Below are 24,300 nucleotides of genomic sequence, written 5' to 3' on the forward strand. Positions count from 1 at the left end.
TTTTCAGTATTTTAAATACATTTTTTTTGTCCCTAAAATATATACACATATGTAGATATTTATATATCTATATATATAACTTGTCAAATCTGGTCATATCTGGTCAAATCTGATCATACACTCATATAAAATGAAACAACTTACTCTATAAGCTAAATTATGGATTTGCTTTATACTCTTCTTTTTCTATAAATTTCGAGAAACAAATCCATGTAATTATGAAATCAAACAATCCATTTGAGAGTTTGAGTTTAGAACTAAAAGAAGGCTTTTCTTTATTACTGGAAGAAATTAAAAAAGCCAACAATAGTGGTTCTGAAAAAGCTCAATCAGAGGAAATCTTGACTGTAAAAGAAGCTGCGGAATTTTTAAACCTGAGCATCTATTCGATTTATGCAAAAACCTCAAGAAAAGAGATCCCCTATCACAAATCTGGAAGGAAGCTACATTTCTTCAAGGTTGATTTAATCAACTGGCTGAAAAAAACCAGAATCAAGACCAATGCTGAAATCGAGGAAGAAGCTGAAGAATATCAGAAAAATCGGTCTTCAAGAAAATCAAGAGTATGAAAAGTATTGAAGATAGATATATTCGAGTAGGTACTTCACTCTTCAAGCGGGTCAAGAAACCAATGATGAGTGGAAAAGATGAGGAAATGATGATTTCCTGGAATTTGGACACCATTAAGCAGGACTACCCCAACTGGCGGGATGTAGTGAAAAATATGGAACGCTACAATGGTTTTTGCACCATTCCGGAGCATTTGGAATACCAACGAAATTACCAAGGATTTTACAATCTCTATGAACCGATTTCCTTGAGTCCCCTTCCTGGTGATTGCCCAAACATCCTGAGCTTTGTCAAACATATTTTTGGGGATCAGTATGAAATTGGCTTGGATTATCTTCAACTCCTTTTTACCAAGCCCAGCCAACGTCTCCCTGTTCTTTGCCTAGTCAGTAGTGAAGGAAATACTGGAAAAACCACCTTCCTAAACCTTCTGAAGGCGATTTATGGGAACAATATGACCTTCAACACCAATTCTGATTTCCGAAGTAATTTCAATTCGGATTGGGTTTCGAAGCTGATAATTGCAATTGACGAAGTACTGCTGGATCGGAAGGAAGACAGTGAGAAAATCAAAAACCTGAGTACTGCCAAATCCTATAAAGCTGAAGCCAAAGGAAAAGACCGTTTTGAAGTGGAGTTTTTTGGGAAAATCATTCTGTGCTCCAATAACGAAGATAATTTCATGGTCATTGGAGTCCAGGAAACTCGTTATTGGGTGAGGAAGGTCCCTACTTTAGAAAAGTTGGATCCTGATTTTCTATATAAACTAGAAGACGAACTCCCCCACTTTCTCCACTATTTGCTTCAAAGAAATCTCGTTACATCCAAAAGTTCGCGAATGTGGTTTACTCCAGAGCAAATCTATACTCCTGCACTTCGAAGAGTAAAATCCTATTCTATCAACAAAGTAGAACTGGAGCTTTTTGAAACAATCAAGGAAATCATGGAAAGCCGTGAGCTCACAGAATTTTGTTTGACCAATACACATGCAAAGAAGTTACTGGAAAGGTCCGGACTCACTGTTTCCCGTTCCTACGTCCGTAAAATTTTAGAGGAAGTTTGGAAACTGAAACAGTATCCCAATGCCTCCAACTTCACCGCTTACCAGTATGACTCAACCGGTAGCATCTGTGAAAAAGAAGAGAAAGGTAGGTACTACAAAATACTTCAACAGGAATTAGAGCCGATTTTGTCTGGAATGTTGACTAATTGATTTATTGAATTGAAAATGAACAGGTTAACAAGTCAACAATCAGTCAACATTTGGTCAACAATTGAAATTAATGTTGACCATTGATCAACAATGCGATTGGAATGTTGACCTGAAAGTTGACCAAATGTTTACCGTACAAAAAACTGATAAACAATGACTTGAGATCAAAAGTCAACAAATCAACATTTAATTCGGCCTTTTTGACAATTCCTAAAGACAAAGAAGCAACTATAGCAGCTGAGCCTCTTTTTCTTTTTGCTGTATTTCAATTCATCCTGCTCTGGAAAATTCAAAAGGAAGAAAAAAAGAAGATGGAATCAGGGGTCGCTTTGCGAAGCAAGCCATGTTTTGGTCAGACCAAAACGCTTGTTCGCTACTCTTAGAAATAGAAATCTCACTTCGTTCAAATCCTTAACTATGGCAAGGCCAAGAAAACCACAAAAAGAAAAAAGAGACACCAAGTTCACATTCAAAATGAACGAACGAGAAGTCTTGGCTTTGGCAGAACTCAGTGAATATTCAAATATTAGTCCTACCGAGGTGATCAGGTCTTGTGTCTTCAAAAACAGATTGCTCCAAGCAAGAATGCCAAGTATTGATGTCAAAACTTACCTGGAGCTTAAAAAGATTGGAACCAATATTAACCAGATAGCCAGGCATTACAATTCAGGGAAAGAGGTTCCGCCTGATAAGTTGAGAGCTTTTATTTCACTTAAGGAAAAATTAGACAGCATTCTTAAAAGACTGATCAATGATCGCTAAGCAATCCATCGGAACTTCATTTTTGGGAGCATTGAACTACAATCTGAAAAAGCTGTATTCCAAAGATCCCGCACAAAAAGCAGAACTATTAGAGACAAACTTTGTAAGTCTACAACAAGATCAGGTCAAAAAGGAATTGAATATTCTAAGGGATCTAAATCCAAGACTGAAAAGGAACACCTTTCACACCAGCTTGAATTTTGCGATTGGTGAAGATATCAGCAATCAAAAGATGCTGGAAGTAGCCCAAGAGTATATGAAGAAAATGGGGTTTGATAATAATGCTTTTTTCATTTTCCGTCATCATGATTCCTCCCATCCTCATTGCCACATATTAAGTCTAAGAAATCGCTTTGACGGAACTGTTGTATCTGACAGCAATAATTACAAGCGAAGTGAGAAAATCGTAAGAGAGTTAGAAGAAAAGTACCGTTTGGAAAAAGTCAATGACAGCGAAAAAGCCAAACTCAAAGCACCGAATAAAGATGAATTAGAAATGGTTATCAGAACCGGCAAAGCATCCAATAAAATGTTGATGCAAGAAAAAGTGGCTACTCAACTCAATCATTCCAAGTCCATCCAAGATTTGATTCGAAACCTCGAAAAGGAAGGAATCTACCTCCTATTCAATCAAGCAAGCACAGGGCGAGTTTCAGGAATCACCTATTTAAGCAAAAATTTCAAAGCCAAAGGTCAAGCCTTAGGAAACCAGTTTAAATGGTCAAACGTCAAAAAATCAATCAACTATGAGCAAACTAGAGACAGCGAAGAAATTGGTAAGGCAAACCATCGAACAAAATCAATCTTCGGAGAAAATAAAGGAAGAAAACAATTACAAAATACACTACCTATCGGTACAACTGGACAAATTGATTCAGAACACACATTACTTGAACAAGAGTCAAAACAATCTGGAGCAGAAGATTCAAAAGATCCACGAGAGCAATCAAATAGCGTTAGAACCGATCAAGAAAGAAATTCAGCACCTGATCAACAGCCAGAAGAAAACCAGGACAGTTCTCATCATCTCTTATCTGACGCTGCTAATACCCTTGCTGGCCTGGGGAATTTGCTTGGCAATCTTTCGCCTTCTGGAAATCTAGAAAAAGACCGCAAAAAGAAAAAGAAGAAAGAAGAAGGACTTTCAAGATAGAGAAACCGAGAAAAGTTATTTCCGTAATTTTTCCAGGCCTTTGGAGGGGCCGAAAAATTCCAGAATAACTTTGATCACACCTAACTAAAGGGAAAAACCATTAATGAAAAGAATCCATTTTCCTCTTTTCTCATTTGCCTTTTTTCTCAAAAAAAATGCATCTTGTATTTAGTTTTTTAAGAAAGATGATTTTAGAATTTTAAAATAAAAATGCAAAGTGCCTTCAACTCCGACTTCCCAGAACTTGATACTCCAGATGCTCACCTAGATATCATCTATAAGGATGGAAAATTTTTGGACGCAGCACTTCAAAAGGAAATTATTTTTGAATACGACCAAAAACTTTTTCCAAATGGAATTCACTTAAAACTTCTTGTACCTCTTTTTGCTCTCAATTCAGAAGAACAAAAAATTCATAATAATAGAAAAAGGAAAAAATTCTTAGAAAATGGAACGGTACTCTTTTTTGCAATAGACAACCTTTCCTTCTATTGTGAATTGGAAGATGACCTTTACCTGATTCAAGTAGGAAATAGAACTCCCAAACTTTCCTCTTGCAAATGCAAACTGCTTGGGGCAGATGACTCAAGGGGAAGACCCTTCACACCATTCAATCAGAAAAATTATGATTCATTGAATCAATTATATTCAGGGGCATCAATGGATTATTTTTCTCACAGAAAATACCATACAGGAAACGCTTTCAAAAAATTTTCAACTCAAAACCGCAAGACACTTCAATACCTCAGAGATACCTTTTCTTGGGAAGATTAATAATTAACATTCATGTTCGAACAAACCTTTAAAAACGTAGACGATATCCTTCACAAAGACGCGGGCTGTGGCTCTGAATTGGATTATGTGGAGCAGACTTCTTGGGTGCTTTTTCTGAAATACCTGGATGATCTGGATCAGGATCGGGCTACTGCTGCCGAACTGGAAGGCAAAACTTATACCTCCATCATCAGTCCGGAATATCAGTGGAGTACTTGGGCTGCACCCAAACTTCCAAATGGAGAACTCAATCACCATAATGCAAAGACTGGGGATGATCTTAATGATTTTGTAAATGTCAAACTCTGGCCTTACCTAAAAAGCTTCAAGCTTTCTGCTTCCAGTCCAGATACTATAGAATACAAAATCGGAGAAATCTTCAGCGAACTCAAGAACCGAATTCAAAGTGGCTACAACCTTCGGGAAGTAATCAATCTGATAGATTCCCTACGCTTCCGAACCTATGCCGAAAAGCATGAAATGTCCCATCTCTATGAGGGAAAAATCAAAAACATGGGCAATGCCGGGCGAAATGGTGGAGAATACTATACCCCTCGACCACTTATCACCACCATCATCAAAGTGGTGAATCCGCAAATCGGCGAAACCGTCTATGATGGCGCGGTGGGTTCGGCAGGCTTCCTATGCGAGGCTTTCGACTACATGCGAAACTCCAAGTCACTGACTACTGCCGAGTCTGAAATCCTTCAGAAGCGTACCTTCTACGGAAAGGAAAAGAAATCACTAGCCTATATCATCGGGATTATGAATATGATCCTGCATGGTGTGGAAGCTCCAAATATCATCCATACCAATACACTGGCTGAGAATATCGCAGATATTCAGGAAAAGGATAGATACGATGTGGTACTGGCCAATCCTCCTTTCGGGGGCAAGGAAAGAGCAGAAGTGCAGGAGAACTTCCCGATCCGAACCGGAGAAACCGCTTCCCTTTTTTTACAACACTTTATAAAAATCTTAAGAGCCGGTGGTCGTGCAGGTGTGGTCATCAAAAACACCTTCCTTAGTAATACTGATAATGCTTCGATAGCCTTACGAAAACAACTCTTAGAAAACTGCAACCTGCATACCGTCTTGGATCTTCCAGGAGGAACCTTTACCGGAGCAGGGGTCAAAACCGTCGTCCTCTTCTTCGAAAAAGGCAGCGCTACGAAAAAGGTCTGGTTCTATTCCCTCAATTTGGATCGCAACCTTGGAAAGACTAATCCCATAAATGAAAATGATCTCGCGGAGTTTGTGGAATTACAAAAAACATTCGCGGATAGCGAAAACTCCTGGACTATAAACATCAAAGACGTAGATCAAAACACCTTCGACCTTTCAGTCAAGAACCCAAACAAAAAAGAAGAAGCTGCCCTTCGATCTCCACAAACTATTCTAGAGGAAATGAAAGCCTTAGACGAGGAAAGTGCAGAGATCTTAAACTCAATCTTGGAATTGATATGAAGGAAGGTTGGGAAATAAAAAAGCTGGGTGAAGTTTGTGATTTTCAAAATGGTTTCGCTTTCAAAAGCAAAACCTATAAGGAATCAGGTTTACCTATTCTTAGAATAACAAATATTCAAAACCAGGAATTAGAACTGTCTAGCCTTGTTTATTTTGATCCGAAAGACTACAAAGAAAACTTTGATAGGTTTAAAGTTTTTCAAAATGACTTGGTAATTGCAATGTCAGGAGCTACCACAGGAAAATTAGGAATTAATACTAGCGGAACGGTCTTTTATCTAAACCAACGTGTTGGTAAATTTTTACCAAGAAAAAATTTACTTAGAAGTTATCTCTATTACTTCTTATCCACAAAAGTTGAGGAAAGTTTAAGAATTGCTGCTGGAGCTGCACAGCCAAATTTAAGTACTGAACAAATAAATAATTTTGAAATCCCATTTCCTCCCCTCCCAGAACAACAACGGATCGTTTCCATATTAGACGAGTGCTTTGCCGCGATAGACCAAGCAAAAGCCAATGCCGAACAAAACCTCAAAAACGCCAAAGAACTTTTTGAAAGCTATTTGCAGGGGGTGTTTGAGAAGAAAGATGAGGGATGGGAGGAAAAGACTTTGGGGGAAATAGGAAAACCATCTATGTGCAAGAGAATATTGAAACACCAAACTTCTCCAAAAGGTGATATTCCGTTTTATAAAATTGGAACTTTTGGAAAAACACCTGACGCATTTATCTCAATAGAAATTTATAATGAATACAGGACTAAATATTCATTTCCAAAAAAGGGAGACATTTTGATTTCAGCATCTGGAACTATTGGAAGACGAGTAAGATACGATGGTGAACCAGCTTTTTTTCAAGACTCAAATATTGTATGGATTGATAATGATGAAAAACAAGTGTTGAATGACTACTTATATACTTTTTATGAGTTTTGTGACTGGCAACCTTCCAAAGGAGCAACTATTTCAAGACTATATAATAGCAATTTAACAAGTATTAAAATTGTGTTTCCGAAAACATTTGAAGAACAAAAAATCATTATTGAAAAATTAGATGCACTTCGGGCTGAAACCCAAAAGCTTGAAGCGATCTATCAGCAGAAATTAGCTGACTTGGAGGAATTGAAAAAAAGTATTTTGCAGAAGGCGTTTAGTGGGGAGCTTACAGAAAACCTTCTATTTCATGAATCCTAATCACCCTTTAACTAAGGCGCTTCAGTCTTTGAATCAAAATGATTTTTTAGATCCAAAATATAACTTTCAGCAGATATTGGAGATTCCCCCATTCATTTGTAAAGGTAAAAATTGTAAAAATCAAATTGGATTTAGAATAAGCGTAGGGTGTAGAAAAAACTTAAATGTTTCAATTGATTTATTAGAAAGAGTGTATGACGAAATAATATCGCACCGAAATAAAATTTTTGATCAAAATGTGTTTCAATCAAAATTTTATGATCTCTACAAAACAAACCCTTCATACTTTCATATAATTGGAAAAATAATTACTAAAGTTGGTTTAGGTAAAAGAATATCGGTAGACAAATACCTTTTTTTTTAAAATGAGCGACCAAAATAAAAATACCGAAGGATTTATTCCCCAGCATGGAGGTTACCGCAATCTTTTTAGCTATCAGAAGGCGGAGATCATCTATGATGGTACGGTATATTTTACTAATCGCTTTTTTCATAAGTATGATCGGACTGTAGGTCAGATGGTCCAAGCCGCCCGAAGTGGCAAGCAAAATATCGTCGAAGGTAGTATGGCTTCCGGCACTTCTAAGGAAATGGAAATCAAGCTCACTAATGTTGCACAGGCTAGTTTAGAAGAGTTACTTATCGACTATGAGGATTTTCTGAGAACTCAGAAGCTTCCGATTTGGGGCAAGGATCACCGACTGGTCGCTCGCGTTCGCGAGCTCAATAAAAGTACTCCAACTCCTACTTACGAGACATTCCAGAAAGCTATAGAGCATGAGAGTCCTGAAATCGTAGCTAATTCTATGATTACGTTAATCAAGATTTGTACTTATTTGCTTAACCAGCAAATAAAGCAATTAGAGATTGCTTTTGTAAAAGAAGGAGGATTGAGAGAGCGGATGACCCGAACGAGAATTGAAGAGAGAAAGAAAAAGCCTTAATATAAATTGGGACATATGAGACTCTTGCGACGATGTCCCACCTGTCCCAAATTGTCCCAAAAAAACACCAATCCATGAACGAATCCGAAACCCGTGCAGAACTGATTGACCCAAAGCTCAAGGAAGCAGGCTGGGGAATTGTGGAAGGATCAAAAGTCTTACGTGAGTATCATATTACCGCGGGTAAGATTCAAGTCGGCGGGCGAGGAAAAAAGCAAATCGCTGATTACGTTCTAGTTTATAAAGGCACTAAACTAGCAATCATCGAAGCCAAAAGTGCTAACCAAAGTGTCGGCGAAGGTGTAATGCAAGCCAAGCAATATGCCGAGAAATTAAAGCTCGCTACTACCTACTCCACTAATGGAAATCATATCTACCAAATCTGTATGGAATCAGGTTTGGAAGGATTGGTGGATGATTTTTTAAGTCCTGATGAGTTATGGGAAAAGACTTTCCCAACAACTCAATCAGATCCAAATGAGGATTTTTCAGGAGAATGGAGAGAACAGTTTGCTGCTGTTCCTTTTGAAGATAAGTCAGGAACTTGGGAACTTCGATATTATCAGGAAATAGCAGTTGCTAGAACTTTAGAAACCATAGCCAAACAAAAGGATCGCGCTTTATTGACTCTTGCGACAGGAACGGGAAAGACTGCCATCTCTTTTCAGATTGCTTGGAAGCTATTTCAAACAAGATGGAATCTAAATGATCGAGCCAAGCATCCTGATGAAGCAAGTCGTAGACCAAGAATTTTGTTTTTGGCGGATCGGAATATTCTGGCCAATCAAGCCTTTAATTCATTTTCTGCTTTTCCTGATGATGCCCTGGTTCGCATCAAACCATCAGAAATAAAGAAAAGTGGCAAAGTGCCCACCAATGGATCTTTGTTCTTTACCATCTTCCAGACGTTTATGTCAGGAACTGATGAACACGGAAAACCAGCCCCTTATTTTGGGGAATATCCAAAAGACTACTTTGATTTAATTATCATAGACGAGTGTCATAGAGGTGGTGCAAATGATGAAAGTAATTGGCGGGCGATTCTGGAGTACTTCTCTCCTGCTGTCCAATTGGGTTTGACTGCTACACCCAAGCGAAAGGATAACGTTGATACCTACCGCTATTTCGGCGAACCGATTTATGTGTATTCGCTGAAGGAAGGAATCAATGATGGTTTCTTAACTCCTTTCAAAGTAAAACGAGTTCAGACCACACTGGATGATTATATCTATACTTCTGATGATGAAGTTCTAGAGGGAGAAATCGAAGATGGGAAAAGATATGAGGAAAAGGATTTTAACCGAACTATAGAGATAGAAGAACGAGAGCGCAAACGAGTGCAAATCTTTCTGGCAGATTGTAATCAAAAAGATAAAGCAATTGTCTTTTGTGCAAATCAGGCACATGCAGCACTAATTCGAGATCTAATCAATCAGGAAAGTAATAGCAAAGACCCTTTTTATTGTGTTCGTGTGACCGCTAACGATGGAGCGGAAGGCGAATCGCAGCTGAAAAAATTTCAGGATAACGAAAATTCTATCCCTACCATCCTGACTACTTCCCAGAAACTATCAACCGGTGTGGATGCCAGGAATGTCAGGAATATTGTTTTGTTACGGCCTGTTAATTCCATGATAGAATTTAAACAGATTGTAGGTAGGGGAACACGGGTTTTCGATGGAAAAGAATTTTTCACCATTTACGATTATGTAAATGCAAATCATCATTTCGCTGATCCAGAATGGGATGGAGAACCCGCAGAGCCAGAAGTAGTACTTGGTGATCCCCCAATGGATACGCCATGTAAAGATTGTGGGAAGTTGATATGTGTTTGTGTTAAAGAACCACCTGCGCCTTGCCTTGTCTGTGGTGAATCGCCTTGCGTTTGTGAAAAAAGGCCTAAAAAGGTTAAAGTCAGATTAGCCAGAGGAAAAGACCGGACGATCCAGCACATGATGTCTACCTCTTTTTGGAGTGCAGAGGGGAAGCCGATTTCTTCAGAGGAATTTATGGCCGAACTATTTGGAGAACTTCCTAAGCTATTTAAAGATGAAGAAGAGTTGAGAGCTATATGGGGAAATCCAGTAACAAGACGAACATTTTTGGAAAGTTTGGATGAAATGGGTTTTCCCAAAGATGACCTCCTTACACTTCAGAAGCTGGTAAATATGGAGAAGAGTGATCTTTTCGATGTTTTGGAATATGTTTTCAATGGAGACTTTATCGCTAAGTCTAGAGCCGAACGTGCTCAATTGGCCAAGCAAGCTGTAGTTCCATTATTGAATACAAACCAGCGAGAATTTATTGATTTTGTTCTTGAAAAATATGTGGAAGTTGGAATTGAAGAACTTGATGATTCCAAACTGAAATCCTTAATCGAAAACAAATACCAAAGCTTACCCGATGGACTAAGTGTATTAGGAAATGCCGGAGAGGTAAGGAAGATGTTTATCGAGTTTCAGCAGTATTTGTATAAAGATAATATGGCTTCTTAATTTTCAAAGGTAGAGATAAATCAATGAATTTGATTTGCCACTCCTGCAAATTGAATATTTTAAATAAAGTTGTTTAATGAATTTAAACTGCCAAACTGGCAGGATTTTTTTTCTGGCCTAAAAATTGAAATTTAGTTAACGCTTCAGGGTATCTTAAAACTTTTTAAGAAGGCCTGTTGGTGAAAGGTTTAAGTTAACATGTTTCCTGACAATCCCCAAGAAGGATGCCAGAGCTGACATGATTGCTGTCAGGTTGTCTGCTGATACTCCTCCGATAAGCAGGAGTAAGCAAGGTAGCAAGTTGATTATTAGCAAGATTGACTTCATACACTTTCGTTTGTTCAATTTTCCCCTTAACCCTTGCGTTAGTGAGGATTTAACACCGCGAATGTAAATTCGGGTCAGGTTGTTGGAAGCGGAAACGCTGAGTTGCGATCTGGAATGCGGCATAGAATTATGATCCGCTAAGGGATGGAGATAGGGTCCTTGAGAGGTGAAATTCCTCAGTGGATTGGGGGACGTGTTAAAATACGCGGTATCGGATTACCGATATGTCCATGGCCCAAGCTCCCATTGAAATATGCTTACGCAAATGAAAACAATTTTTACAAAGGAATTGTGGGATGCCTACGTTCAAAAAGTTGAGAAAGACTTTAAATTAAAAACTTATCCACAACTCGATCCTTATTTCAACTTTAAGAAAGACAAAGTCATTCTCTTCGACTTACTTTCTGATCCTTCTTTGAAACGGATGAAAAACCACAATTTCACACCGTTGATTAAAATCCTTCAAAAAACTCCTAGATACAAATGGCAAGAAGACAAGGAGCTTTCAGCTGGAGGTAAGTATAATTTGGAAACCAAAATCCGCCCTATATCTTTTGCTTCTCATTTTGACACTTATATTTATGGGTTTTATTCCTTTGCTCTAAATATAAAATATCAAGACTATATTCATAAAAATGGATTTCAAGAAGTTGTTCTTGCTTATAGAAGTGATTTGGAAGGGAAATGTAATATTCAATTTGCAAAAGAAGCATTTGATCAAATCAAAAAATCCTTCAAAGAAGAGGGTGAATGTTCAGTTATTGCCCTAGATATAAAGGGCTATTTTGACCACATAGATCATTCTATTTTGAAAAAAATGTGGTGTAAAATTATCGATGAAGATGATTTACCACTTGACCAATACAAAGTATATCGTTCTCTTACGAAATACAGCTATGTAAACTATGGCAGCTTTCTGAAGCATTTCAATATTAATCTTAAAAAGCTCGAAAAAGAGCAAAAAAAGAAACACAAGGGTAAGAAGAATGTTCCAAAAGGCTATCAATCTCTTTTTGATCTAATTCCAAATGACATTAATGGTTCGACATTTCATGATAAAATGGAACTTCTTCGTAAACGAAAATTAGTTGCCATAAACCGAACCAAGGACCGATCATATAGTAAAAATGGAATCCCTCAAGGGTCTGCCTTGAGTGCTTTGCTTTCAAACATTTACCTAGCGGAATTTGACAAAAACATTTTTGAAAAAGGTCAGAACGAAGGCTTTGTTTATCGAAGGTATTGTGATGACCTGCTCATAATTTGTAAACCGGAGCAAGTTAATCCATTGAAAAATTATATAATTGATTTAATCAATAATGATTATAAGTTAATTATTCAAAATCGTAAAACTGATGTAATAGATTTTATGCCATCTCAAAATGGACAAATAAGGTCATTCAGACGAGAATTTGACACCAAAAAAGAAATTTTTAATTCATTACCTAATGAGGAAATTAATTTTAAGAATTTACAATATTTAGGTTTCGAATTCAATGGTAAGAGTATTTATGTGCGACCTGGAAGCCTTTCACGCTATTTTCGAAAGATGAAGGCCCGTGTTGCAAAGTCAATCTCAATGGCATACAGTGAAAATGCAAAGTCAGATATTATTTTTAAGCAACAGATATACTCCCGATATTCTCACCTTGGTAAAAAAAACTTCTTATCCTATGTTAAGAATGCATCAAAAAGATATTACTCAAATTCGGCGGGGGAAAAAAAAGATGGAATGAACTCTCCTAGTATCAAACGTCAAGTTGCTGCACATATGAGAATTTTAAAACAAGAAATAGAAAAAACTAGTAGACAAAGAGCAAAACAGAAGGGTGTTGATATTATAAAAAAATAGAATCTCCTTAATTGGATTTGCCTACATCTTGCTATTTAAATTTTGTTAACACATGTCCTTTTTTCAGATATAAATATAATATACCGTAATAGAAGGTTTTAGACTTTAAAATGGAAAACCAGATCGAAATATATCAGGGGACTGACGGCCAGACTCAAATTGAGGTGAAGTTTGAGGGAGATACCTTTTGGTTACCCTTGCAACAAATTTCAGAATTATTTCAAAGGGACAAGTCGGTTATTTCTAGGCACATAAGAAATATTTATAAGGAAGGCGAATTGGACAGAATGTCAACTGTTGCAAAAAATGCAACAGTTCAAATGGAGGGTCAAAGAAAAGTTGAAAGGGAAGTTGAATTTTACAATCTAGATCTCATTCTGTCTGTTGGTTATAGAGTAAACTCCAAACAAGGTACCCAATTCAGAATCTGGGCAACCAAACGTTTAAAAGACTACCTTATACAAGGTTATGCAATCAATGAAAATAGACTAGCGCAGAAACAGCAGGAAGTTCAAACTCTTAAAGATGGTATTCGAATTTTAAGCAGAGCAATTCAACAAAAAGAAGAAGACCGAAACTTGGATTTTGAATGGCTGAATCACTTTGCAAAAGGATTGGAATTGCTCGATGATTATGATCATGAAAACCTGGACAAAAAGGGATTAAGCAAAAGAAAAGCAACCTACCCTGAATTATCAGAATATCAAGAGGTAATCAAATCCATGAGATCAGATTTTGAATCTGGTGTATTTGGAAAAGAAAAAGATGGAAGCTTTGAAAGTGCAATCGCACAAATCAGTAAAGGCTTCGGGGAAAAGGACTTCTATCCTACCCTGGAAGAAAAAGCAGCCACCCTACTCTATCTCATTGTCAAAAATCATGGTTTCGTAGATGGTAATAAACGGATTGCAGCAGCTTGCTTTCTTCTCTTTTTGAAGTCAAATGATCTTTTGAAAAACAGTGAAGGAATTTCAATCATTAGCAATGATGCTCTGGCCAGCTTGACCTTATTTATTGCATCCAGCAAACCGGAAGAAATGGAAACTGTGAAAAAATTGGTGATAAGTGTGTTGAATAGGAACCGAGACGAGAGGCACTGAAGCTGTAATCTGTTTTTATCCCATATCACATAGAAAAATACTAATCTAAATATTGGATAAACTTTGTGCACACACTGTATGCAAAATGCAGTGAAATTTGGCCAGTCCGATCTCTGCCAAATCCATTCTATAAGCGATTAAACTGATTTCTATAGTTCAATAAAGCCAGATAAATGAGCTATAGATCGACTTTCTATCCCTCACTGAGGGAGAATTTGTTTAAAACTATATCTAAATGCATATAAAAATCATTCAGATTAATTTTTTATACGCAAAAACATATAATTCAAATACTTTTCATACATTTATATGCAAATACATATAGAATGAATCAAATAGCCGAATTTGTAAAAACCAGACGAAAGCAATTGGGGATGACTCAAGAAGAATTTGCCGATAAAGCCGGGGTTGCGCTTACCGTAATCCGAAAAATCGAGCAGGGAAAGGAAAATTTGAGCCTTTCTAAAGTAAACCAAGTTCTAAGCATGTTTGGACACATATTAACTCCAATTCACGAAAAAGATGCGAACAGGAATAATCAAGTATAACAATGAGTTGGCTGGCACCTTGACAGAAGTAGATTCTGGTGAATATGTTTTTGAGTACGATGAATCTTATGTGCAAAAACACCCCAATCAATTCATCACGTTTCAAATGCCGGTGACCACTCGGCCCTATCGAAGCACACGCCTGTTTCCTTTTTTTGATGGCTTGATTCCCGAAGGTTGGCTATTGAATATCGCGGCAGAAAGCTGGAAAATCAATAAAAATGACCGAATGGGGCTACTTTTGGCTTGTTGCCAAAATGCCATTGGAGCAGTGAGTGTTCACCCTCTAAACCCAGAAGGAAATGAATAGATGTTTGTACTGTTATGAACCACTGAACGCAAGTCAAACAGGAGATTATCATCCCAAATGTGTTAAAGACTTCTTTGGAACTACACATGCCCCAGAGCTTCCCTACCAACTGTCAGAAATGGAAGTCTTGGCAAAACAGGCAGCTGAAAGTTCCATAACGGTTCCTGGAGTTCAACCAAAATTGTCATTAGGATGGATAAAGACCGAACTGGAGAATGGACATCAAGGAAGACTTACGATCCTAGATGCGCTGGAGGGTATGTATATTCTGAAGCCACAAAATATCCAATACCCTGAGATGCCGGAAAATGAGCATCTCTCCATGAGGTTGGCAGAATTATTTAACATTGAAGTAGTGCCTTCAACTTTGATTCGATTGGCTTCAGGCGAATTGTCCTATCTCACCAAGCGTATAGATCGCAAAGAGGATCATTCTAAAATCCACATGATTGATTTCTTGCAGATCCTGGAACTGGAAGACAAATACAAAGGGAATATGGAAACCTTGGGAAAAGCCATTGGTGAACTTTCAACCAATACTTTACTTGATAAAATGCGATTCTTCGAACTTGCTGTTTTTAACTACGTCATCGGCAATAATGACATGCACTTGAAAAATTTCTCAATGTGGCAAACTGATCAAGGTTGGGCTTTATCTCCTGCTTATGATTTACTCAATGTTAAAATCATCCTTCCGAAAGACAAGGAAGATACAGCACTATTGCTTGGAGGAAAAAAAATGAATTTCAACAAAGGATATTTCGATAGATTAGGAGTGGTTTTAAAATTGAATGAGAAACAAGTCAATGGAGTCTATAAACGACTTAAAAAATGGCTGCCAAAGGCTAACCAATTAATTGAAAAGTCTTTTCTCGGCAATGACCTTAAAACTGAATATAAAGAAAGGGTAAATTTGGGTGCCCAAAAATTTATTGAGGAATAAGGAGGGATAAATTCAGCACCATTTTTATATAAAAAAAATCTAACCAAAATTAGAATAATCCTAAAAAACCACTACCTCTAGAATTTCTTGTACCGGATTTGTACCGATTTTATATTATATAATTGTTTTTCAAACAGTTACACATTCTGTATCGGCAAGTAAGATTTCACTATTCGATTAAAACAGCTATTTAGAGCAAGGTCATTTTTCAGCCCTATAAAACACATCCATCAAGGCAGTTCGGATATTCAAGCTATACAGCTTTTGATGTTCTCTGGATGGATAAACGCGATTGGATAGGAAAATGTAAGTGATCTTTTTGACAGGGTCTGCCCAAACAAAAGTTCCTGTAAAACCGGAATGTCCAAAGCTTTCCGGACTCGCCAAAGGAGAAGGATACGCATCAATCAAAGGAAGTTCAGCATTACCAAAATAGGGTTTGTCAAAACCCAAGCCCCTTCGATTCTCGTTTTCTGGAAATTGCACTTCAGTAAATTCTCTGACAGTTTCTGCAGAAATCAATTGTTGACCATTAACATTACCAAAGTTTTGATAAAGAAGCATCAACTTAGCTAAGTCATCAGCAGTACCAAACAAACCCGCATTTCCAGAAACTCCCCCCTTTAGCGAAGCATTTTCGTCATGTACCCACCCTTTCACAAGAGTTTTCCGAAAAAGTGAGTCTACTTCGGTAGGTACGATGGCATTATCAAAATTCTTCAGAGAGGGAAGAAAGCCCAACGCCTCACATCCAAGAGGCTTATAAAAATTCTCATTCAAATACGTTTGATAATCAGTCCCAGTGAGTTGCTCAATTAAGCTTGGAAAAATCAAAAATGTTAGTCCTGAGTATAGGTATTTCTTTTCCTCGGAAACTTCAGACCTGTCGATGATCCGATTCATCTTCCTCTCAAAACGACGGTTGATATAGATGCCATCATAGACTTGTGCTTGATAGCGATTACTAGGCAACTCATGAACAAAACGCTTTTTGACCTTTCCATTTTTCTTCATCACTTCATTTAAAAACACAACATATGGAATCAATCCTGCCTGATGAGCTAAAATCTCACGAAGCGTAAGATCTTTTTTATCTTTTCGCTTTCTCCAAGGTTTCCAATAAGTACTGAATGGTTTATCTAAATCAATTTTGCCTTCGTCCACTAACTTCATCAAGGCTGGCAGCGGACCTGTAATTTTGGTTACCGAAGCCAAATCATATAAATCGTCTAGCGCCACCGCCTGAATTTCATCATAGGTATGATAGCCATAGGCTTTATGAAAAATTACCGTGTCATTCTTTGCAATCAACAATTGTGCTCCAGGGAAAGCTAGACTATCGATTCCCATTTGCATGATTGAATCTACTTTCTGTTTGATGAAATCTTCATCAAAGCCCAACTTTGACGGAGTGGATCGAACTAGCTCATGCTGAGCAAATCCGAGCTGAACAACTACTATGAATACAAAAAGTAAGGACAGTGATTTTTTCATTCTTCCGATGTAACTAATATTCAATGCTAAATAGCCTTCGCCACTCATAGCTCCAAGCCTGACCAATCTTTTTCCTTAATCGGTAAAAAAATCAAGATTAGAGAAGGAAATGAAGCTTGACAGTTGAGGAAAAATAAAAGTGTATTATAACAACATAGAGGGCTATCCTTAACACACTTAGAAGAAACAATAAATCAGAAACTCAAAACTGATCTATTGTTTTCAACGAAGTAACAATTTATTCAAAAATGCTTCCAACCTTGAGCTTTCAAAGGTACAGCTGTTCCACTTTTGGTCACCAGGAATTTTCCTTCTTCAGGTTTAGTCATATGACCGATAAAGTGGATGTCAGGATGTTTTTCAAGTTTGGCGAAATCCTTTTGATCAATTGTAAACAGCAATTCATAATCCTCTCCCCCGTTTAATACACAGGTGATGGGATCCATATTCAATTCTACAGCTGTATCAAAAGTTTGTTTATCTATCGGAAGTTTATCTTCATAGATTGTGGCTCCAACATTGGAGGCTTTGCAAATATGGAAGATTTCTGAAGCCAATCCATCGGAAATATCCATCATGGAAGTAGGCACAATACCAGCTTCTTTCAACTCATGAATGATATCCATCCTTGCATCCGGTCTCAACTGTCTCCCTGTCACCACCGGATATTTATCCAAATCTGGTTTCATGTCAGGATTAGCAAGGAACACCTGCTTTTCTCTTTCCAAAATCTGAAGTCCAACCAAAGCCGCTCCCAAATCACCGGTAGCGCAAAGAATGTCATTCACTTTTGCTCCATTTCTATAACTGACCTGTTCTTTTTTGGCTTCGCCAATTGCAGTAACAGATATCACCAACCCACTCCTGGAAGCAGTGGTATCTCCTCCAATCAAGTCTACTCCATAATGCTCGCATGCTGCACGGATTCCAGAATATAGGGCATCCACCGCCTCAACAGAGAAACGATTAGAAAGGGCGATTGAAACTGTAATCTGCTTCGGTATTGCATTCATGGCTGCCACGTCTGAAACATTGACCGCCACGGCTTTGAAACCCACATGAGGCAGAGGAGCATAGGACAAATCAAAATGAACACCTTCCAGCAAAAGGTCTGTAGTCACTACCTTCACATGATCTCCTGCCTCAATGACAGCAGCATCATCGCCAATTCCTCTCAAAGAAGATGGATTCTTTACCTCTATTTTCTCACTTAGGTGATCGATCAAACCAAACTCACCCAAATCACCTATTTCTGTTCTTTTTTCTGACATATTAATTGTACAATGTACCAAGTCCAAAGTACCCAGTACTCAAAACTTAAACTTTTTACTGTTTACTACTTACTGTTCACCGAAACCTCCTGACAGAGTTCCACCAAAACACCATTTGTGCTTCTGGGATGCAAAAATACGACTAATTTATTGTCTGCACCCAGTTTGGGAGTTTCATTCAATATTTCAAAACCTTCACCTTTTAAGCGTTCCACTTCAGCTTCGATATTTTCCACATCGAAAGCGATATGATGAACTCCAGGTTTCTTTTTCTCTAAATATTTGGCAATGGCACTATTCGGGTTGGTAGCCTGAAGCAATTCCACTTTGGTCTCACCTACTAGAAAAAAGGAAGTTTCCACTGCCTCTCCTTCTACCAATTCTGTTTTAAAATGGGCTTTACCCAAAAGCTTTGCAAATAAAGCATTGGACTCCTCTAAATCCTGCACGGCAATTCCAATATGCTCGATTTTCCTCATTTTTATTCTTTTTTCATTTTTAAAAACAAAAGTCTAGATTCTTAAATTCAGCCAAAAAGATCCGAGTTTGGCTACTTCCGACATCGGTCATCGGGCTTCCAGCCCTCAATCAAAGGGAAAATGGGTAATAGTACAATTGCTGCTATTTAGAATTTGTATATTTGCAATTGAATCATTTCAGAAGAGCTTCTGTTTGGATTCTAGTTACATTTGAAGATATAAAATTATAAAATATGATCATCGTCTCAGATAAAGCCAAAGAGCGAATTTTGGAGCTAAGACAAGAGGAAGGACGTGGCGAAAACGAAAACATCCGTGTTTCAGTAAAAGGCGGGGGATGTTCTGGTTTGATGTATGACTTGGGCTTTGATGCCGAAACCGTAGATACAGACCATGTATTTGAAGATAAAGGAATTAAAATCATCGTGGACCGGAAGAGTTTACTCTATTTGGCAGGAACGACTCTGGAGTTCTCCGATGGATTAAATGGCAAAGGCTTCCAATTTATCAACCCGAATGCTAGCAGAACCTGTGGTTGCGGAGAGAGCTTCTCCATTTAATTTAACTTTTCTATAAGAAACAATCTAAAAGGCAACCTATCCGGTTGCCTTTCTTTTTACCCAAATTCCTAAGTCAATTTAGCCTTCATTCCTTACCTTTGCCCCCACTAAAACCGAACCCAAATCATGGAAGAACAAATCAAAAAAATCCAACTCAATGATCTTCATACTGCTTTAGGAGGCAAAATGGTCCCTTTTGCAGGATACAATATGCCTGTAAGATATAGCTCTGATAAAGAAGAGCATCACTGTGTCAGACAGGGAGTTGGGGTATTTGATGTGTCCCACATGGGAGAGTTTATGGTGGAAGGCCCAGAAGCTTTGAATTTGATTCAAAAAGTCACTTCAAATGATGCTTCCAAATTGGTCAACGGCCAAGCTCAATATTCTTGTTTCCCTAATGAAACGGGAGGAATTGTGGACGATTTGATCGTTTACAAATTCGAAGACGAAAAATACATGTTGGTAGTCAATGCTTCCAATATTGATAAAGACTGGGCTTGGGTCAACAAGTTCAACACAATGGGTGCAAAACTGACCAATATTTCTGACGAGGTTTCTCTTTTTGCTGTCCAAGGACCAAAGGCGATAGAAGCTGTTCAGTCATTGACTCCCGTAAACCTTTCTGAGGTCAAATTTTACCATTTCACTGTGGGTGAATTTGCAGGTGTTCAGGATGTGATCATTTCTGGAACTGGCTATACAGGAGCAGGAGGATTTGAAATCTACGTGAAAAACGAAGATGCTGAGAAAGTTTGGAAGGCAATCTTTGAAGCTGGCAAAGACTTCGGTATCCAGCCAATCGGGCTAGGAGCTAGAGATACTCTTCGTCTGGAAATGGGATATTGCCTATATGGCAATGATATCACCGATGAGACTTCCCCTATCGAAGCAGGTTTGGGATGGATCACCAAATTCACCAAGGATTTCACCAATTCTGAAGCTTTAAAAGCTCAAAAAGAAGCAGGTGTAGAAAGAAAATTGGTTGGTTTTGTGATGCAGGAAAGAGGAATACCAAGAGGTCACTACCCTATCGTGGATGCTGATGGAAATGTAATTGGTGAAGTTACTTCAGGTACTCAGTCCCCATCTATGGAAGTAGGTATTGGCTTGGGTTATGTGAAAACAGAATTTGCGAAAGCCGGAACAGAGATTTTTATCCAAATCAGAAATAAAAACCTGAAAGCTCAGGTAGAAAAACTCCCTCTTTACAAAGGATGAGACAGATTGAAGTTTGCTTCAGCCCTGAGCTGATTCACTTACATGAATTACAAGGTAAAATCGTGGTTGTCGTGGATATCTTCCGTGCGACGACCACGATGATTACTGCCCTTGCCAATGGGATCGAAGAGATCAAAACTTTTGCTGACAAAGATTCCTGCCGACAAATGCAAAGCCAAGGCTACTTGGTTGCCGGAGAAAGGAACGGTCAAACCATTGAAGGTTTCGATTTGGGAAATTCTCCTGTGGCATTTTTGAAAAAGGATTATTCTGGAAATAAATTGGCCATGACCACCACCAACGGTACTTTGGCCATATCCAAATCCCAAGAAGCAGACGAAATCCTAGTTGGTTCATTTCCAAATATTTCCGCCACAATCAACTATATCCAGCAGCATGACAAGGATGTTTTGATTCACTGTGCAGGCTGGAAGGGGAAATTCAATCTGGAAGATTCACTCTATGCAGGAGCTTTGGTGAAATCTCTCGAATCCACTCACCTTTCCGAAGATGACGGTGCGATGGCGATGAAGTCACTTTTTGAAAAAGAGGGACATCAAATGAAGCAATTCCTTTCTCAGGCTTCTCATGCCAAAAGACTGCAAAACCATGGAATCGAGCATGACATTGATATCTGTTTGACATTGGATCTTTTTGATATTGTGGGAAAAGTTGAAGACGAAGTAGTTAGAGCTATTGCAATCTAAAAACCTGCTTAAAGTTTCATTTCAGCTTAAATAGGTCTATTTTAAAGTGACCTAAACGATCGGATCCAGACTCAATGGATCTATTGGAAATGAAAACCTTTAATTACAAAAATCGAAAACTAAGCTCTGGTCCCCACTTATTGGGGATACTCCTTATTTTTACGGGCATATTTGCAATTCTTAGTCCTACCTTCATAGAAAGTGGCAGCTCCCTTCAAAAGGTATTGGCAGTTGGAGTTGGTTCTTTTTTACTTGGTTGTATTATTATTTTCTCCTACTCAGGAACACTCCTAGATTTCAATAGAAATAAATACAAAAAATACTTTTCTCTCTGTGGCTTCAAATTTGGACAGTGGGACGACTTACTATCCATTGAAACAATCCAGCTTTCTTCCCATACTTTCGTAAGCAGTAATTTACCCAACGGAATCAGTCCAACTCTCTCCGGCAAAGTGACTGACTTTAAAGTCACACTTCTTTCCACTTCGCAAGCCCCCCTTCTCACTTTTTTTTATGAGAAAAGGAAAAAAGCTATTCAAGATGCCAAGCTTTTGGCCGAAAAATCAAAGGCTATTTTAAGTATAAAAATCCCTGATTATGAATGAAATAGTCTTAAATTAAGAGTCATTTTAATTGGCAACACCAGAATGCTCGAATCATAATTATCCTTATTTCTTATGCTGGACTTACTTTGGAGTATTTTTGATCTAGTGACCATAATTCTTTTCGTCTATTTCTTTTTGAAAATCATGAAGTTGGGCTTGTCTCAAATCAAACCCAAATGGAGATTGGTCGCAGTTCCTGTCTTGTTGGTAGGAATTATTTCCTTTCTCAGTAATCAAAAGAAAATAGAAAGTGAATCCAAAATCATCGAAGTGGAATATTCGGTTGACTATTACACTGTTCCGGTATCGCTGATCAATGATCTAAGTGTACAAGTGGTCCGTAAGAAATCCGATGGATCCATTAACCCATTCCTTTCAGATTCATTTTATATGGGCTTTGTCCTTGGGAGAGAATGGAGCCAAACAACAGTCAACGAAACTCCATCTGGAATCGAAATCGAAGGAAAGGTAAAGTATTATTTGATTGGATGGAATTTCATGAGTTTCCCACGAAGCATCCTGATCAAACCAGATTCTCCCGACAATCCAGTAAAATTGGATTGGAAGCATTCTATTTAACCCATTTTTTCTCCAATCAACCCAAAGCCAATTGATTTCCGGCTTTTTGCTGGTATTTTTCTGATTCAATAAAAACCACCAGCTTAATGAAAACCTATTTATCTCTTTTTGCTCTTCTGTTGTTTTTCTCAGCATGCAAGGAGCAGAATGAAACCGCAAAACTCCCCCGAGTTGCTATCGCAGGCTTGGCGATCGAGTCCAGTACTTTTTCCCCAGCCCGCTCTACTGCCGAGTCATTTCGCGTTCGGGTTGGAGAGGAGATTTTCAATTATTACCCATTTCTAGCCGACAGTGCGGATGATCGTGGCCGCGCAGAATGGTTTCCCACACTAAGAGGTCACGCGATTCCAGGCGGCATGGTAACACGGGAAGCCTATGACTCTTTGGTAAATGTGACATTGGAAATGCTGAAAGAAAATCTTCCCTACGATGGCTTATTTTTCGACATCCACGGGGCCATGAGTGTCGAAGGTCTCGATGATCCTGAAGGAGACTTCATCATCAAAGTCCGGGAAGTCGTAGGTTCCGAAACGTTGATTTCCACCTCTATGGATTTGCATGGAAACGTCTCTGAAAGATTGGCAGAAAACTCCGATTTGATCACTTGCTATCGCATGGCTCCTCACGAAGATGCGTTGGAGTCCAAGCAGAGAGCAGTAGAAAACATGTTGGACAGATTGGAATCTGGCAAAGGCAACCCAGCTTTCAAAGCTTGGATTCCAGTACCAATTTTGCTTCCAGGGGAAAAAACCTCTACCCGAATTGACCCAGGAAAGACACTTTACTCCAAAGTAGATCCTGAAACCAAAAAAGAAGGTGTGATTGATGCAGCCATTTGGATAGGATATGCTTGGGCGGACGAACCAAGAAACCATGCTGTAGTCATGGTCACTGGAGACGATGAGACACAGGTCAAAGAAAGTGCAGAATATTTGGCACAAAGCTTTTGGGATGTGAGAAATGAATTTGAGTTTGTGGCTCCAGTTGCCTACTTGGATGAAAGTTTGGAGATGGCTCTAAAAAGTGAAGAAAAGCCATTTGTGATTTCCGACATGGGAGACAATCCAACTGCCGGAGGAGCCGGAGATGTCACTTGGACCTTGACAGAACTACTCAAAAGACCTGAATTCAAATCTGAAAATGGTCCAGAATTGATCTATGCTTCTATTCCAGGTCCGGAATTGATAGCCAAAGCGAAGGAAGCAGGAATAGGAGCTCAAGTGGAAGCTCATGTAGGTGCGGCTGTAGATGATCGATTTGCCCCGCCTGTGTTGTTGAAAGGAAAAATCCTTGCCATCAAAGAGGGTGACAGAGACGCAAATACTGAAGTAGTCGTTCAGGTAGGTTCCATCAAAGTAATCGTGACTGATAAAAGAAAGCCTTATCACAATGAATCCGACTTTACTGAGCTTCAACTTGATCCAAGAAACTCAGATATCTTAGTGGTGAAAATCGGGTACTTGGTTCCAGAGCTTTACAATATGCGTGGCGACTGGATTATGGCTTTGACTCCGGGAGGTGTAGATCAAGATTTAGAGCGCTTAGGCTACCAGAGAATCAAAAGACCTATGTTCCCATTAGATAAAGACATGGCTGATCCGGACTTATCTGTCAGATGGATCAAAGCTTCTGATCAATAGATCAACCTGTATTTATCCAATTATAAAAATTGCTTCTTCGATCCTTTGAAGAAGCAATTTTTATTTAAAATCAATTCATTGGAAGAGAAAGGA

At 38.5% G+C, this 24,300-nt stretch carries 23 protein-coding genes; 20 read left to right on the plus strand and 3 right to left on the minus strand.

Annotated elements, in window-relative coordinates:
• The first annotated feature begins 218 nt into the window (after positions 1-218).
• The 14 genes from G460_RS21365 (at position 219) to G460_RS0103870 (ending at position 15,651) form a co-directional block, all read left to right on the plus strand.
• Positions 219-569, plus strand: coding sequence for a helix-turn-helix domain-containing protein (locus G460_RS21365; protein WP_051315899.1), 351 nt, complete (start codon positions 219-221; stop codon positions 567-569).
• Positions 566-1,783, plus strand: a complete 1,218-nt coding sequence (locus G460_RS0103800) for a primase-helicase family protein (protein ID WP_026954115.1) — start codon at positions 566-568, stop codon at positions 1,781-1,783. Before G460_RS21365 ends, G460_RS0103800 begins: the two co-directional genes overlap by 4 nt.
• Before the next feature lie 417 nt (positions 1,784-2,200).
• Positions 2,201-2,545: a MobC family plasmid mobilization relaxosome protein gene (locus G460_RS0103810; protein ID WP_026954117.1), complete on the plus strand. Its 345-nt coding sequence runs from the start codon at positions 2,201-2,203 to the stop codon at positions 2,543-2,545.
• Positions 2,535-3,698: a relaxase/mobilization nuclease domain-containing protein gene (locus G460_RS0103815; RefSeq protein WP_026954118.1), complete on the plus strand. Its 1,164-nt coding sequence runs from the start codon at positions 2,535-2,537 to the stop codon at positions 3,696-3,698. Before G460_RS0103810 ends, G460_RS0103815 begins: the two co-directional genes overlap by 11 nt.
• A 786-nt stretch (positions 3,699-4,484) precedes the next feature.
• Positions 4,485-5,939: a class I SAM-dependent DNA methyltransferase gene (locus G460_RS0103825; protein ID WP_026954120.1), complete on the plus strand. Its 1,455-nt coding sequence runs from the start codon at positions 4,485-4,487 to the stop codon at positions 5,937-5,939.
• Complete coding sequence (locus tag G460_RS23395) at positions 5,936-7,132, plus strand: restriction endonuclease subunit S (protein ID WP_051315900.1); 1,197 nt, start codon at positions 5,936-5,938, stop codon at positions 7,130-7,132. Before G460_RS0103825 ends, G460_RS23395 begins: the two co-directional genes overlap by 4 nt.
• Positions 7,122-7,496 (plus strand): hypothetical protein, encoded by a 375-nt coding sequence (locus G460_RS0103835; protein ID WP_026954121.1) that lies wholly within the window; start codon positions 7,122-7,124, stop codon positions 7,494-7,496. Before G460_RS23395 ends, G460_RS0103835 begins: the two co-directional genes overlap by 11 nt.
• A 1-nt stretch (position 7,497) precedes the next feature.
• The gene (locus G460_RS0103840; RefSeq protein WP_026954122.1) at positions 7,498-8,076 is read left to right on the plus strand and encodes a four helix bundle suffix domain-containing protein; all 579 of its coding nucleotides are present in this window, start codon (positions 7,498-7,500) and stop codon (positions 8,074-8,076) included.
• 74 nt (positions 8,077-8,150) lie between these two features.
• Positions 8,151-10,571 carry an EcoAI/FtnUII family type I restriction enzme subunit R gene (gene hsdR, locus G460_RS0103845; RefSeq protein ID WP_026954123.1) on the plus strand — a complete coding sequence of 807 codons (2,421 nt, stop codon included), beginning with the start codon at positions 8,151-8,153 and terminating at the stop codon, positions 10,569-10,571.
• Between the two features lie 592 nt (positions 10,572-11,163).
• The gene (locus G460_RS0103850) at positions 11,164-12,750 is read left to right on the plus strand and encodes a reverse transcriptase domain-containing protein (protein WP_169817494.1); all 1,587 of its coding nucleotides are present in this window, start codon (positions 11,164-11,166) and stop codon (positions 12,748-12,750) included.
• Positions 12,751-12,860: 110 nt separating this feature from the next.
• Complete coding sequence (locus G460_RS0103855; RefSeq protein WP_026954125.1) at positions 12,861-13,850, plus strand: virulence RhuM family protein/type II toxin-antitoxin system death-on-curing family toxin; 990 nt, start codon at positions 12,861-12,863, stop codon at positions 13,848-13,850.
• A 326-nt stretch (positions 13,851-14,176) separates the two neighbouring features.
• A complete protein-coding gene (locus G460_RS0103860) occupies positions 14,177-14,398 on the plus strand; it encodes a helix-turn-helix transcriptional regulator (RefSeq protein WP_026954126.1) in 222 nt (73 codons plus the stop codon).
• Entirely contained in the window at positions 14,373-14,708 is a 336-nt protein-coding gene (locus G460_RS0103865) for a HipA N-terminal domain-containing protein (RefSeq protein ID WP_026954127.1), read from the plus strand. The genes G460_RS0103860 and G460_RS0103865 overlap by 26 nt, the downstream gene beginning before the upstream one ends.
• Complete coding sequence (locus G460_RS0103870; protein WP_245578697.1) at positions 14,701-15,651, plus strand: HipA domain-containing protein; 951 nt, start codon at positions 14,701-14,703, stop codon at positions 15,649-15,651. The genes G460_RS0103865 and G460_RS0103870 overlap by 8 nt, the downstream gene beginning before the upstream one ends.
• A gap of 201 nt (positions 15,652-15,852) precedes the next feature.
• Here G460_RS0103870 and G460_RS21375 read toward each other — a convergent pair whose 3' ends face one another.
• The 3 genes from G460_RS21375 to mce all read right to left on the minus strand — a co-directional run bounded on the left by G460_RS21375 (position 15,853) and on the right by mce (position 18,895).
• The gene (locus G460_RS21375; protein ID WP_035463941.1) at positions 15,853-17,145 is read right to left on the minus strand and encodes a serine hydrolase domain-containing protein; all 1,293 of its coding nucleotides are present in this window, start codon (positions 17,143-17,145) and stop codon (positions 15,853-15,855) included.
• A 242-nt stretch (positions 17,146-17,387) separates the two neighbouring features.
• Complete coding sequence (gene thiL / locus G460_RS0103880; protein WP_026954129.1) at positions 17,388-18,416, minus strand: thiamine-phosphate kinase; 1,029 nt, start codon at positions 18,414-18,416, stop codon at positions 17,388-17,390.
• Positions 18,417-18,481: 65 nt separating this feature from the next.
• Positions 18,482-18,895 carry a methylmalonyl-CoA epimerase gene (mce, locus tag G460_RS0103885; protein WP_026954130.1) on the minus strand — a complete coding sequence of 138 codons (414 nt, stop codon included), beginning with the start codon at positions 18,893-18,895 and terminating at the stop codon, positions 18,482-18,484.
• Positions 18,896-19,128: 233 nt separating this feature from the next.
• Between mce and G460_RS0103890 the strand changes: the two genes are divergently transcribed.
• The 6 genes from G460_RS0103890 to G460_RS0103915 all read left to right on the plus strand — a co-directional run bounded on the left by G460_RS0103890 (position 19,129) and on the right by G460_RS0103915 (position 24,207).
• A complete protein-coding gene (locus G460_RS0103890; RefSeq protein ID WP_026954131.1) occupies positions 19,129-19,455 on the plus strand; it encodes a HesB/IscA family protein in 327 nt (108 codons plus the stop codon).
• 126 nt (positions 19,456-19,581) lie between these two features.
• A complete protein-coding gene (gene gcvT / locus G460_RS0103895; protein WP_026954132.1) occupies positions 19,582-20,676 on the plus strand; it encodes a glycine cleavage system aminomethyltransferase GcvT in 1,095 nt (364 codons plus the stop codon).
• On the plus strand, positions 20,673-21,383 hold the full coding sequence (locus G460_RS0103900; RefSeq protein ID WP_026954133.1) for a 2-phosphosulfolactate phosphatase: 711 nt from the start codon (positions 20,673-20,675) through the stop codon (positions 21,381-21,383). Before gcvT ends, G460_RS0103900 begins: the two co-directional genes overlap by 4 nt.
• 89 nt (positions 21,384-21,472) lie before the next feature.
• A complete protein-coding gene (locus G460_RS0103905; RefSeq protein ID WP_157366855.1) occupies positions 21,473-21,988 on the plus strand; it encodes a hypothetical protein in 516 nt (171 codons plus the stop codon).
• A gap of 72 nt (positions 21,989-22,060) precedes the next feature.
• Positions 22,061-22,567, plus strand: coding sequence for a hypothetical protein (locus G460_RS0103910; protein WP_026954135.1), 507 nt, complete (start codon positions 22,061-22,063; stop codon positions 22,565-22,567).
• A gap of 86 nt (positions 22,568-22,653) precedes the next feature.
• The gene (locus tag G460_RS0103915; RefSeq protein WP_026954136.1) at positions 22,654-24,207 is read left to right on the plus strand and encodes a M81 family metallopeptidase; all 1,554 of its coding nucleotides are present in this window, start codon (positions 22,654-22,656) and stop codon (positions 24,205-24,207) included.
• Positions 24,208-24,300 lie beyond the last annotated feature (93 nt).

The organism is Algoriphagus vanfongensis DSM 17529 (assembly GCF_000429465.1).
Taxonomy (GTDB): Bacteria; Bacteroidota; Bacteroidia; order Cytophagales; family Cyclobacteriaceae; genus Algoriphagus; species Algoriphagus vanfongensis.